We start from the raw sequence: 12431 nt of genomic DNA, 5'->3' as shown, positions 1-12431 counted from the left end.
CAGTGTTACCCTGAGCGATACATCGTTTTTCCCGAAGACTGTTCACCATGCTCAATTACCGCCATCTCTACTATTTCTGGATCGTCGTGAAGGAGGGCGGTTTCGCGCGCGCGGCCGAACGTCTCGGCATGGCGGTGCAGACGATCAGCGCGCAAGTGCGCGAACTCGAAAAATCCATTGGGCGCCAGTTGCTGAAGCCGGCCGGGCGCGGCGTCACGATGACCGAAGCAGGGCAGGCCGCGTTTAGCCGCGCGGAGCAGATTTTTCAGCTCGGTGAGGCGCTGCTCGACGAGATGCGCGAGGCGGGCGGCGAGCGTGTCGCGCGGCTCGCGGTGGGTCTGTCCGACGGCATCTCGAAGCTCGCGGCGCACGCGTTGCTCGCGCCGGTGCTCGGCACGCCTTCGCTCAGGCTGCTATGTCATGAAGGCGAACACGCGCAATTGCTGTCGGAACTCGCGCTGCATCGGCTCGATCTCGTGCTGGCCTGCCAGCCCGCGCCGCACAACGCGGACCTGCGCGTCGTGAGCCAGCGCCTCGTGGGCTCGCCGGTCGACTGGTACGGTCCCGCGGAAATCGTTCGCAAGTCGACTCGCGCCGGTTTTCCGCACTGTCTGTCCGAGGTGCCGGTGCTGCTGCCGACCGGCCATGGCGCGTTGCGCGCGCGGCTCGAACGCTGGTTCGAAACCGAAGGCATCCGGCCGCGGATCGCCGGAGAATTCGAGGACAGCGCGCTCATGGCGGTGTTCGCCGCGCGAGGTCTCGGCGTGTTCCCGCTCGCGGAGTTGGGCGCGGACGATGTGTCGCTGCTGCGGGGACTGCGCCCGCTGGGCCGTGCGGAAGGCGTGATCGAGGAGATTCACGCAATCCGCTCGCGGCGCGGGCAGCATCATGCGCTCGCGTCGCAGGTGATTGCCGCCGCGCGTGCGTAGGCGGCTCAAGAGGCCCCGTTCGACTAACCGTTGATCTCGAACGAGCGCATGCGCCGCTCCAGCTCGCCTATATCGACCGACGACGCGAGGAACGCATTACGGCGGCTATGTTCCGCGCGTTCGAGCAAATTGCGCAGCATCCTGGCAAGATAGGCGAGCATGGTGTACTCCGATAATCGATGCGGTCTGGAGTGAATCCACCGCCGCGAATCGCGGGCAGCCGTTCAACTCAACTGCCGTACCTAAGCATCGACCATGCGCGCTTTACACGAGCCTTGACTGGAACGCGTTGCGGCTTCCAGTGGCGATGCGAGGGGGAAAGTGTCGTTTATTCGACGACGTTCATTGAGCAAATAGTTCGGGCGCGACAGACAGCGCGGCTTGACGCTCCGCGTATCCGTCAGCGCCATCGCGCGGCATCAGTTCCGCTCGATCACCACTTCGAGGTATTCGCTCGGCAGCACGAGCGTGGCGTCGCCGGAACGATTGCGGCTTTCCATGAGCGAGAGCAGATCCTGGGTCAACGCGGCCTGTTGCGCCGCATCGAGCGCGCCGAACGTCCTGTTCATCGGACCGTAGTAGGTGCGGAACACTTCGAGCCAGTGGGCCGGCGACAGATAGCGGAAGACGAACTCGCGGCTCGTCGTGCGAACGTCCCGCGCGGTTTCGCCGAACAGTTCCGCGAGCCGGGCCTGCGTGCCCCACAGTGCCGGCGATTTGACGCCCGGCGCGGGCGGTATGTATTTGCCGATCATCCTGAACACCTGGCCGATAAAGCTATCGGGCGTCCAGTTCGCGAGGCCGATTCTCCCGCCGGGTTTGCAGACGCGCGCGAGTTCGCTCGCGGCCTGCTCCTGATTCGGCGTGAACATCACGCCGAAGGTGGACATCACGACATCGAACGATTTGTCCGCAAACGGCAGGCTTTCGGCGTCCGCTTGCTGGAACCGGATCGTGTGGCCTTCCGCTTGCGCGCGCGTGCGCCCGGCTTCGAGCAGCGACGAGACGTAGTCGGTGGAGGTCACGTCGCACCAGCGGCGTGCGGCGGCAAGCGTTGCATTGCCGTTGCCGGCGGCGACGTCGAGCACGCGGCTGCCGGCGCGCAGATCGAGCGCCTCGCACAACTGTTCACCGACGATCTGCAAGGTGGTGCCCACCACGGCATAGTTGCCCGAGGACCAGGCGGCTTGCTGACGGCTCTTGAGCGCGGCGAGATCGACGGCGGGCGAGGAAGAAGTGACTGTGGACATGGCTGTACTTCCTGTTAAGCATGGAGTGGAAATGTTCCGCGGTGCATCGCGTCGCATGGCGCGGCAATGCACGCGCCGTGCGGCCGCTATTCGGCGATCGTGATACCCGAACCGCCCATTTCCTTCGGCACGTCCTTCATTTTCGGCAAGCCGTCCTTCATGCGCAGCCTGGTGTGCTCGTAGTGAACATGCACGCCGGGTTCGTAGGGAAACTGTGGAATGGACGCTGCATACACGTCGGTGAGTCCCATGCCGGGGTGTTCGGTGAAGAGGTGACCGCCGCACGTCTTGCACCACTTCCGATAACTGTTCGGCGTTTTGTTGTAAGTGCCGATGTTGTCCGCGCCCTGCGTGATGCGCACCGCTTCCGGTTGCCACAGCGTGAACGCATTGACGGGTCCGGCCGACCAGCTTCGGCATGAATCGCAATGGCAATAGCCCATTCCGGCCGGCTCGCCGCTCACCGTGAATTGAACCGCGCCGCAAAAACAGCCGCCCTCGTAAGTGCTTTCATTGCTCATGAGATGTCTCCTTGATGGTTTGCATTGCATGTGCCGCTACTGTCGCCGGGTGCCTGATTCGCGCGTTGTTGCGCGTTCAGGTGGGTGCTAGTATCTGCTCGTAGTTCATATCGTTGAATGACCAGGCGTCCAGATCTCTTGCGCGGAACGCCGGGATTGACGGACGCTGTTCATGGATGCGCTTTCCGACGTTCTTCGCGTTGTGCGGCTCAATGGTGCGGTCTACCTCAACGGAGACTTCACGACCCCGTGGTGCCTGTTTGGCCAGGCGGATTCGGCCCTCTGCGACGCCTTTCTGCCGGGCTCGCAACGCGTGATTTCATTCCATCTCATCACCGAGGGCAGTTGTTCGGCGCGACTCGCCAGCGACCCCGCATCCGTCATTCATCTCAAGGCCGGTGAACTGCTGGTGGTGCCGCAAGGCGAGGCGCATGTTTTCGGCAGCGCCCTCGATCTCTCCCCCGAGCTGGCAGGACCGCTTCTCGCGATCCAGATGGAGACGACACCGGGCCAGGTGATGACGCTCTCCTATGGCGGCGGCGGAGCGCCGACGCGGGTCGTATGCGGCTTTCTCGCTTGCGACGATACGTTGGGCAATCCGCTGCTGTCCTCGCTGCCGAGGCTCTTCAAAGTCGACATGCGCAACGATCCTCATTCGGCGTGGCTCGAATCGTCGCTTCGATTCGCTGTCGGCGAGGCGGCGCAGTGGCGCGCGGGCAGCGCGATCGTTCTTGCGAGGCTGTCGGAACTGCTGTTCGTCGAAGCGGTGCGCCGCTGTATCGACGCCTTGCCGGCGGACCGCAAGGGCTGGCTCGCGGGTGTGCGCGACCGCTTCGTCGGGCCCGCGCTATCGCTGCTTCATGCGCAACCGGCGTATTCGTGGACCGTCGACGAACTCGCGCGAAGAGTGGGGCTGTCGCGCTCCGCATTGGCGCAACGGTTCACCGATCTGTTGGGTCAGCCGCCCATGCAGTACCTGGCGCGCTGGCGTTTGCAGCTCGCCTCGCACGAACTGCTGGACGGCGCCAAATCGCTCGCCGCGCTGGCGGAGCAGGTCGGCTACGACTCCGAGGCGGCGTTCAATCGCGCATTCAAGCGCGAGTTCGGTATGCCGCCGGCCGCATGGCGAAAGAGCCATGTGACGCCAAACGATAGCGCGCCCGCCAATGCGCCGGGAGCGATCGGCGAGACGACGGCCGTATAGGGAAAGTACGCACGCGCGCATGCGGTACTCACGATCACGATCACGATAGGAATACCGTGCGTGCGGTTTGCGTCACATCGCATGGCGGGCGTTGGCTATCCGTGGCGCATGACAACTAAGTGGAAACCAGGTGGACCCGCGCGAACGCGCAAACCGCGCGCAACATTTCTGTTGCCCTCGTCAGCACGGTGGTCTACAAATCTAATCGACCGACCGCTCGCCTGCGCGACATCGCATGCGGAAACAGAAGATTCGGCAATGCAGCATCCGCGTCGCCGCCGCGCGCGGCCACCCTCGATCATTCATTCACTCCAAGGTGCTCCATGCGCCCAGATCCCACGTTCCACGCATCGCCGAAACTCGCGATGGATGCGCCGGCGGAAGACTACGCCTACACGGTGTTGCTGAGTCCCGACTTCTCGCAGCCGGACATGCTCGCCGTCCTCGACGTGAAGCCGGATTCGCCCACTTACAGCCAGGTGGTGCATACGGTGCCCATGCCGAACAAGGGCGACGAATTCCACCACTTCGGATGGAATGCTTGCTCGTCGGCGCTGTCCCCGCTAACGGGCCACGCTTTCCTCGAACGGCGCTACCTGATCATTCCGGGCATGCGTTCCTCGCGCATCTATATCGTGGACACCAAGCCTCATCCGACCCAGGCGCGAATCCACAAGATCATCGAACCGGAGGAGATCTTTCGCAAGACGGGCTACTCGCGTCCGCACACGGTTCATTGCGGTCCCGAAGGCATTTATGTCAGCACGCTCGGCGGCGGCGGAAAGGACGGCACCGACGGCCCGCCCGGCATCTTCATCATGGACTGCGAGACGTTCGACGTGCTCGGCCGCTGGGAGATCGATCGAGGGCCGCAGGAGAAACACTACGATTTCTGGTGGAATCTGCCGCGCGACTACATGGTGTCGAGCGAGTGGGCGTTGCCGCCGCAATTCGAGAACGGCATCGTGCCCGAGGATCTGCTGTCGAACAAATACGGGCACCGCATTCACTTCTGGGACCTGCGCGCGCGCCGCAACGTGCAGACCATCGATCTCGGCGCGAATCATCAGATGGCGCTGGAAGTGCGGCCCGCGCATGACCCCAGCCGCGAATATGGCTTCATCGGCGTCGTGGTCGACACGACCAACCTGGAAGGCTCGATCTGGACGTGGTGGCGCGAGGACGGGCAATTCCACATCGAAAAGACCGCGACGATTCCGCCCGAGCCGGCGGCCGCGGACGAGCTTCCACCGTTGCTGCAAGGCTTCGGCGCGGTGCCGCCGCTCGTCACCGATATCGATCTGTCGATCGACGACAAGTTTCTGTACGTCGCCTGCTGGGGAACCGGCGAGATGCGTCAATACGACGTGACGGAGCCGCGCAAGCCGAAGCTCGCGGGTTCGGTTCGCATCGGCGGGATCGTGCGGCGCGCGCCGCACCCGAACGGCAAGACCTTCGCGGGCGGCCCGCAGATGGTCGAGATCAGCCGCGACGGCAAGCGCGTCTACTGGACCAATTCGCTGTACTCCACGTGGGACGACCAGTTCTATCCGAACGGCGTGCCCGCGGCGCAAGTGATGGCGCGCGCCGAACCCGGCGGCGGCCTCGCGCTGGCCGAAGAATACTGGGTGAACTTTCCCGACGGCTACCGGGCTCATCAGATCCGGCTCGAAGGCGGCGACTGCTCGACCGATTCGTTCTGTTATCCGTCGGTGGGTACTTGATGGCGAATAGCTGGCCGCAGGCCGGCCTGTGGCTGGCCGTGGTGGCGAGCGGTCTCTATCACGGCGTCAATCCGGCGATGGGGTGGCCGCTCGCGGTGTCGAGCGGCTTGATGGAGCGGCGCGCCCGCGCGCTGCTCGCCACGCTGCTGTATCTCGCGGCCGGGCACGTGCTGGCGATGTTCCTCGTGATGCTGCCGTTCGCCATGCTCGCGATGCTGCTCGCGTGGCAACGCGAGATTCAGATCGGCGCGAGCGTGCTCGTCATCGGCTTCGGCGTGGGCCTGCTGATCTGGCGGCGTCATCCGCGCGTGCTTGCGCGAATTCCGCCGTCGCGGCTCGCGCTGTGGTCCTTCGCGGTCGCCATCGCGCACGGCGCGGGACTCATGCTCGTGCCGGTCTACCTCGGCCTGTGCCGCGCTGACGACATCGATCGCGGGCACCGCGCCGCGCAGGCGTTGATGCAGAGTAATCTGACGATGGCGCTCGCGGTCTCCGGCGTGCATGCCGCCGCGATGATCGTGGTCGGCGGGCTGATCGCCTGGCTGGTCTACCGCTATCTCGGGCTGAAGTTCGTCTCACGAAGCTGGTTCAACCTGGATGCGTTCTGGGCCTCCAGCCTCATCGTGGTCGGCCTGCTCGCCCTGGTGTTGAATGCGGCGTTGCCGGGCGCCGAGCACGGCTGAAGGGCGACGGCCCGCAACGGCCCAGCTCATCGCTTCACGCCTTGAATCTCGACTTGCGCGGCCTGGGCTCGACGCCCACGCGCGGATCGCGCGCGAGCACGAGCTTGGTCAGATGGTCCGCGATCGACTCGAACGCCGGATCGTCTTGCGGCACATAGAGCCATTTGCGCAACACCGGATGCGGCCGCAACGCGGGCATGTCGTTGATGAGCGCGGCGTGGCGTTCTTGCGATGTGCATACGAGCAAGCCGTTCCAGGGCTTGGCGCGATCGGCGGCGACCAGACACAACTGGCCGTCGATATACGCGGCATCGGAGCCGAACATTCGCTTGCGAAGGTAGGTTGCATCGCGCTCGAATGCGTCGAAGATCCAGACGAGCGAGTTTCTGATCGAAGAAGGCATGGGCGTGGAGTCGATAGTGGCCGAAGCGTGGCCGAAGCGCGGCCAAAGCAGGCATGAGCCTGCATGATAAAACGCGCGACGCTTCACGCGACTCCCGTCGTGTTGCTCGTTCGCGCGCCGCTCATCGAATCCGGTCGGTGACGCGGCCGGTGAATTTCCATCCGCGGTCCTGTGTCCAGACGTAGGCAAAGCCGCTCGGGCCGTCGATGAACACGGTCATCGGCTCGCTCGCGGCACGCTTTTCCTTGAGACGCGATGCGCCCACGGGCGACACGCGGCCTTCGGCCTGCGTGGATGCGCCGTTCGCGGTGTCGAGCTTCCATCCATCGAGCGGCACATAGGTGAGCCGCAACGTGCCGCCCTCGGGCGGATCGACCAGCAGCGTCAGCGGGCCCGGCGAGGATTGCGCGCTGCCCGTCTGGGCCTCGCAGGGCGTCGCCGCGCCGCGCGCAGCGGTGGCGGCGAACGTGGCCGCGCCATGCGTGGCGAACGTCAGCGCTACCAGGGTAGCGGTGAGCAAAGCGGCACATCGATTCAGGCGTTTCATCTCTTCTCTCCAATCTTCGGTAGTGGGCGACGAATCCGACGCACCGAAGACGTGCACCGTCTGGAAAGTGCTGGACCCACGGCGCAATGCCTTTCCGAAAATAAGACGGCAGCTTCGAAAGTAATTTGAAGCGCGTAATTTGAAGCGCGGCCGGGCCAGCACGAGCGTGCGGCGTTTCGCATAGCGTGTCGATTCTTCCGGGGTGACGGTTATCGCCGAGCGCTCGCCTGTTCTCATAACGATCGATTGCTTTTGTTCGACATAACTCACGAGACAACCCACGAGGGACATCGCCAACATGAACGTCAATCCAAGCTCGTCCACCCCCGGTAACAACCCCGACATACCGCCGCTCGGCGACGTTGCAGCGGAACCTCCACCGCCGGCCGCCTCGCCGCGGCAAGTGCCTCCGGGCATGCCGGGGCCCGCCGAAAGGCGCAAAGCGGGTCCAGCAGAAGGCTCCGCCGCCGACCGTCCGCGCCAGCCGCCGCCCGCCTCGTCAAGCCAGGGCGCGCAGGCGACACGGCCGGTGATCACGGACAAATGGCCCTACGGCCAGGCGCTCATGGGGAGCTATCTGAAAGCGGGTAACTCAGACGCGCTGCTTCGCGACCCGACTCTGAAAACCAGCGGCCGTGCGCTGCCGCCACTCACGCCGCAGGCCATCGGCTGCGATTTCAGCGAGCCGGTCGGCCAATGGCCGCGGGCCGACCGCGAGAAGCTCGCGCCCGCCGTCACGAAGAATCTGAACTTGCTGGGCACGCTGGGAGAAGGGCGGGAGCGCAACCAGCTGCATATGGAAATCACGACGATGTGGCTCGCGTTGTGCGAGGCCGAAAAAGGCGACGTGCTCAACTCGCTGGGCACGGAGCAGGCGGCATTGCTCGGCGACACCACGCGCGCGGCGTCGCAGGATCTGCCGCGCACGCCGGTGCGCGACTGGCTCGACCACATGGCCGTCAACATGAAGCCGGAGCAAGCCGCGCGTCTGCTTGGCTCGTGCACGCCCGAAGCGGAGCAGGCGCTGACGGCGCCGATGCAAGTCGTCGACGCGGAGCCTCGTCTGAAGGCGCTGCTCGATGATCGCTTCGCCGACGTGAGTGCGTCGATGCCGGTGGATCACCAGGTCGACTATCGGGGTTTCCTCGAACGGACCAACCGTGTGGTCGGCGAACTGCCCGAAGGCGAGAAGGACATCAGCATCGGTATCGTCGGCGGGGGGCCCGCAGGGATCATGGCGGCGGACCTGGCCAACCGGGCCGGCATCAAGAACATCGAGGTGCTCGAACAGGCGGGCCAGATCGGCGGACGGATCGCGGCGAAACACTGGGAGGGAATTTCGACGCCCTTTCATCCGGGCGGCATGCGTTTCCACCGGGATCGGAACAACGCGTACTGGGGTTTGGCCGAACACTACGGCCTCGAATTCGAGCCGTTTCCCAATCCGGGTTCGCCGGGCGTGCCGATCACCTATCTGCTCGGCGGCAAGGTGGCCACGGTTCAGCCCGGCCAGCAGGCCGACGATCCCGTCATGCGCAAGGTCGCGCACGACATCCAGCGCGCGATGATCGACCCCTTCTTCAAGCCGATCGACGAGGCGCGCAAGGCGGGCGACACGGCCGAGGTCCGCAGACTCTGGGACAAGGCGAAGAAGGATTTCGACAGCCACTCGTTCCGCTCCGGCGTGGACCAGTTGCTGGCCGAACAGGGCATCGAATGGAGCGAGGAGGAATGGCAAACGTTCGGTGCGGTCGGCATCGGCGTGGGCGGATACAAAGGCTATTCGGACATCGGCTTTCTCGAGGAAGCGCGCTTCGTCAGCGACGGCCGTCTGAAGGATCACGTGGGGCTGAAGGAGGGCGCCGATGCACCGCTTTACAAGCTCGTCGCGGACCGCGAGGGGCTGCCCGAAGGCGTGGGGTCGCTCGAGGACAAGCAGGTCATCAAGCTCAATACCGAAGTCACCGAGATCAGGAAAGTCGATGGCAAGTACCGCGTGTCGGTGCTCGACAAAACAACCGGCAAGACCGACGAAAAGGTCTACGACGAACTGCTCTTCTCCGGCAGTCCGCGTGAGGCGCTCCGGCTCGGTCTGCATGCGCCCGCGCCAGGCACGGAGCCGATGTTGCCGGATGAATTCGTCGCAGCGCTGAAAAACGCCAACCTGGTGTCCGCCACCAAGGCGGGATTCGGGATCGCGGTCGGCAGTATCCGGGCCGACGAATTGCCGGCGAACATCCAGACGGACGAGTTCAATCAACAGGTCTACATGATGCTGCAGCCCGACGGTACGGGTGCGGTGTATTCCGAGTACGCGCAAGGAAAGAATGCGGACAAGGCGGTGGGGATGACCGTCGAGGATCGGCGAGACGGATTCATCAAGCTGTTGCGCAGCGTCGCGTCACGTGAGCCGGACAATCCCGAGTACCAGAAGATCGGCAAGCTCGCCGATCTCGTGGAAGCGAATCGCGACCGCTTCTTCTACACGAACTGGGCGGAAGAGCGGCATGTCTGGGCCGCCTTCAAGATGGACGCACCGGGCGATCTGGAAAACAGCCGCCGGCTCTATGGCTTCCTCACGGAACGGCACGACGACGGCGTGATTCCGATGGGCGAGAAGCTCACCTACGAGGGCGGGTTCGCGAGCGGCGCAATCGCATCGGCGATTCTCGCGACGCAGAAGCTCGTCGTGCGTCACGGCGGTACGTTGCCGGTGAATTCGCCGCTGCACCAGGAATTGCTGTAATCGCGCGTCACGCGCAAACTGTGAGTTGATTCGGATGCCGGGGCTCCACGGTCCCGGCGTCGCGGCTTGAGAGAGCTGGAGAGAAGTACTTTCCCTATAAGCTGCCCAAATCTCTTGACATCGAGAATTTGGTTTCATAAATTCACCCCGAATCAGTCGCCATGATTTTCCGGCGACACCACGGCAACGTTGCCGTGCCACACATGGAAGGCTATGCAGCCCCCGAACTTGCGTCCAACGCTAGTGAGGGGGCTTTTTGTTTTGGGAGAAGAAAAGCGATGTTGCACGACCCCGCAAAACCTGAGCTTCAAAGTCTCGTGATCGCATGCGTGCAGATGGAGCCGCATGTCGGCGCGAAGCGCGATAACGTGGCACGAGCGATCCGGCACATCGAAACCGCCGCGAGAAACGGCGCATCGCTCGTGGTCTTGCCCGAGTTGGCGAACACCGGTTACGCCTTTGCGAATCGCGAGGAGGCTTTCGCGCTGGCGGAAGCGCTGCCCGATGGAGAAACCGCTCGCATCTTCGCCGACACGGCGCAGCGTCTCGGCATTCATCTCGTCACCGGTATCGCGGAACGGGCCGGCAAGCGTCTGTATAACTCGGCGCTCTTCACGGGTCCTTCGGGTTACATCGGCGTGTACCGCAAGCTGCATCTCTGGAATAACGAAAACCTGTTCTTCGAGGCGGGGGACCGCGGTGTGCCGGTGTTCGGCACGCCGCTCGGGCGCATCGCGATCGCGATCTGCTACGACGGATGGTTTCCCGAGACCTATCGGCTGGCGGCCATGCAAGGCGCGGACATTGTCTGCGTGCCGACGAACTGGGTGCCCATGCCGTCGCAGCCTGACGACCGCTCGGCGATGGCGGCGACGCTCACCATGGCCGCCGCGCACAGCAACGGCATTGCGATCGCCTGCGCGAACCGGATCGGCACCGAACGCGGTCAGCCGTTCATCGGCCAGAGCCTGATCGTCGGCGGCGACGGCTGGCCGGTGGCCGGGCCGGCCAGCGTCGATCGCGAGGAAATTCTGTACGCGGTGATCGACGTGAAGCGCACGCGCTCCGGGCGCACGCTCAACACGTTCAATCATGTGTTGCGCGATCGGCGCGCCGACGTGTATGGCCGGATGCTCGGCACCGCCCGGTCTTTCTGTCTCGCGTGAAAGACCGGCGCCCGCATGTACTTCCCGATTCACTCCATCCATTAAAGGAAACGCCATGAGACCGTTCGACAAACAGTTCCTCGTTGCCACGATCGCGGCGCTCGCCGGCGCCTGCGCCTGCATGAACGCGTTTGCCGCCGAGCCGATCAAGATCGGCGTCGCAGTCGGGTTGTCCGGCGCCAATAGCGTGGTCGCGCCCGCGGTGGTTCAGTCCTCGCAGCTTGCGGTCGACGAGATCAACGCATCCGGCGGCATCATGGGCCGCCCGATCCAGCTTGAAATCACAGACGACGCGTCCGGCGCGGTCGGCGCGCAAAAAGCCTACGACACGTTGGTGTTCCAGAAGAACGTCGACGCCATCATTTCGATGGAGACCAGCGCCGCCCGCAATGCGGCCCTGCCGATCGTGGCCCGCGGCAAGAAGCCGCTCATCTATACGTCGTTTTACGAAGGCCGCTCGTGCAGCCCGTGGATGTACGTGAACGGCTGGGTACCCGAGCAACAGGTCGCGCCGGTGGTCGACTACTTCGCCAAGAGCAAGAACGCCAAGACGTTCTATCTGGTGGGCAACGATTACGCGTTTGGCCGCGGCATGTTGCAGTTCACCAGGAAGTACATCGAGCAGCATGGCGGCAAGGTGATCGGCGAAGAGTATCTGCCCATCGACGGCACCGACTGGACGCCGGTGCTCTCCAAGATTCGCGCGGCGCATCCCGACGCGCTGATCAGCGCGACGGCCGGCGGCGCGCCCAACGTGGCGCTCGCCAAACAGTTGAAGGGTTCGGGGCTCGCCGTGCCATACGGCAACCTGGCTATCGACGAAGGCACCGCGAGAAGCATGGGCGACGTCGCGACCGGCATCTACATGTCCGGCTCCTACTTGACGAGTATCGATACGTCGGGCAACAAGAAGTTTCTCGCGGCCATGGACAAACGGTTCGGCAAGAACGTGAAAACGCCGAACGAGCTATCCGAGCCGCAATACGAAGCCTTCTTCCTGTACAAGGCGGCGGTCGAGAAAGCGGGTTCCACCGACTCGGGCAAGGTCATCAAGGCGCTCGATCAAGTGTCTTTCGACGGCCCGCGCGGTCAGGTCGAGATGAGCAAAAGCCGGCATACGCCCCTCGCGATGCGTTTGGGTCAGATTCAGGCAGACGGTTCGGTCAAGATCCTGCAAACTTTCCCGGACGTGGACCCCGGCGCTCAGTGCCCGAATATCAGGTAAGCACGATCAGACATGCAACATCCGCCGCTCGCG

12 protein-coding genes are annotated in these 12431 nt (G+C 64.1%); 7 read left to right on the top strand and 5 right to left on the bottom strand.

The features are described 5' to 3' along the window. Positions 1-47 precede the first annotated feature (47 nt). Entirely contained in the window at positions 48-929 is an 882-nt protein-coding gene (locus BUE39_RS09390; RefSeq protein WP_073428370.1) for a LysR family transcriptional regulator, read from the top strand. Between the two features lie 23 nt (positions 930-952). Here BUE39_RS09390 and BUE39_RS09385 read toward each other — a convergent pair whose 3' ends face one another. The 3 genes from BUE39_RS09385 to BUE39_RS09375 form a co-directional block, all read right to left on the bottom strand. Beyond that, positions 953-1090 carry a DUF3563 family protein gene (locus tag BUE39_RS09385; RefSeq protein ID WP_073428369.1) on the bottom strand — a complete coding sequence of 46 codons (138 nt, stop codon included), beginning with the start codon at positions 1088-1090 and terminating at the stop codon, positions 953-955. A gap of 258 nt (positions 1091-1348) precedes the next feature. Further along, positions 1349-2179 (bottom strand): class I SAM-dependent methyltransferase, encoded by an 831-nt coding sequence (locus BUE39_RS09380; protein WP_073428368.1) that lies wholly within the window; start codon positions 2177-2179, stop codon positions 1349-1351. Between the two features lie 86 nt (positions 2180-2265). Then, positions 2266-2700: a GFA family protein gene (locus BUE39_RS09375; protein WP_073428367.1), complete on the bottom strand. Its 435-nt coding sequence runs from the start codon at positions 2698-2700 to the stop codon at positions 2266-2268. 172 nt (positions 2701-2872) lie between these two features. Between BUE39_RS09375 and BUE39_RS09370 the strand changes: the two genes are divergently transcribed. The 3 genes from BUE39_RS09370 (at position 2873) to BUE39_RS09360 (ending at position 6311) form a co-directional block, all read left to right on the top strand. Next, positions 2873-3904 (top strand): AraC family transcriptional regulator, encoded by a 1032-nt coding sequence (locus BUE39_RS09370; RefSeq protein ID WP_073428366.1) that lies wholly within the window; start codon positions 2873-2875, stop codon positions 3902-3904. 323 nt (positions 3905-4227) lie between these two features. Further along, on the top strand, positions 4228-5628 hold the full coding sequence (locus tag BUE39_RS09365; protein WP_073428365.1) for a selenium-binding protein SBP56-related protein: 1401 nt from the start codon (positions 4228-4230) through the stop codon (positions 5626-5628). Further along, positions 5628-6311: a hypothetical protein gene (locus BUE39_RS09360; protein WP_073428364.1), complete on the top strand. Its 684-nt coding sequence runs from the start codon at positions 5628-5630 to the stop codon at positions 6309-6311. Before BUE39_RS09365 ends, BUE39_RS09360 begins: the two co-directional genes overlap by 1 nt. A 34-nt stretch (positions 6312-6345) precedes the next feature. On the opposite strand, the gene BUE39_RS09355 is transcribed toward BUE39_RS09360, so the two are convergent. Beyond that, positions 6346-6714 carry a hypothetical protein gene (locus BUE39_RS09355; RefSeq protein ID WP_073428484.1) on the bottom strand — a complete coding sequence of 123 codons (369 nt, stop codon included), beginning with the start codon at positions 6712-6714 and terminating at the stop codon, positions 6346-6348. Positions 6715-6835: 121 nt separating this feature from the next. After that, positions 6836-7261 (bottom strand): hypothetical protein, encoded by a 426-nt coding sequence (locus BUE39_RS09350; RefSeq protein ID WP_073428363.1) that lies wholly within the window; start codon positions 7259-7261, stop codon positions 6836-6838. A gap of 298 nt (positions 7262-7559) precedes the next feature. On the opposite strand from BUE39_RS09350, the gene BUE39_RS09345 reads away from it, so the two are divergent. From BUE39_RS09345 to BUE39_RS09335, 3 genes are all read left to right on the top strand, one after another. Further along, positions 7560-10007, top strand: a complete 2448-nt coding sequence (locus BUE39_RS09345) for a flavin monoamine oxidase family protein (protein ID WP_084561383.1) — start codon at positions 7560-7562, stop codon at positions 10005-10007. Positions 10008-10285: 278 nt separating this feature from the next. Then, the gene (locus BUE39_RS09340; RefSeq protein WP_073428362.1) at positions 10286-11173 is read left to right on the top strand and encodes a nitrilase family protein; all 888 of its coding nucleotides are present in this window, start codon (positions 10286-10288) and stop codon (positions 11171-11173) included. A 55-nt stretch (positions 11174-11228) separates the two neighbouring features. Next, on the top strand, positions 11229-12398 hold the full coding sequence (locus BUE39_RS09335) for a substrate-binding protein (protein WP_073428361.1): 1170 nt from the start codon (positions 11229-11231) through the stop codon (positions 12396-12398). The last annotated feature ends 33 nt before the right edge of the window (positions 12399-12431 follow it).

The sequence above is a fragment of the Paraburkholderia terricola genome, assembly GCF_900142195.1.
Taxonomy (GTDB): Bacteria; Pseudomonadota; Gammaproteobacteria; order Burkholderiales; family Burkholderiaceae; genus Paraburkholderia; species Paraburkholderia terricola.
This window is presented reverse-complemented; position numbering and strand designations above follow the sequence as displayed.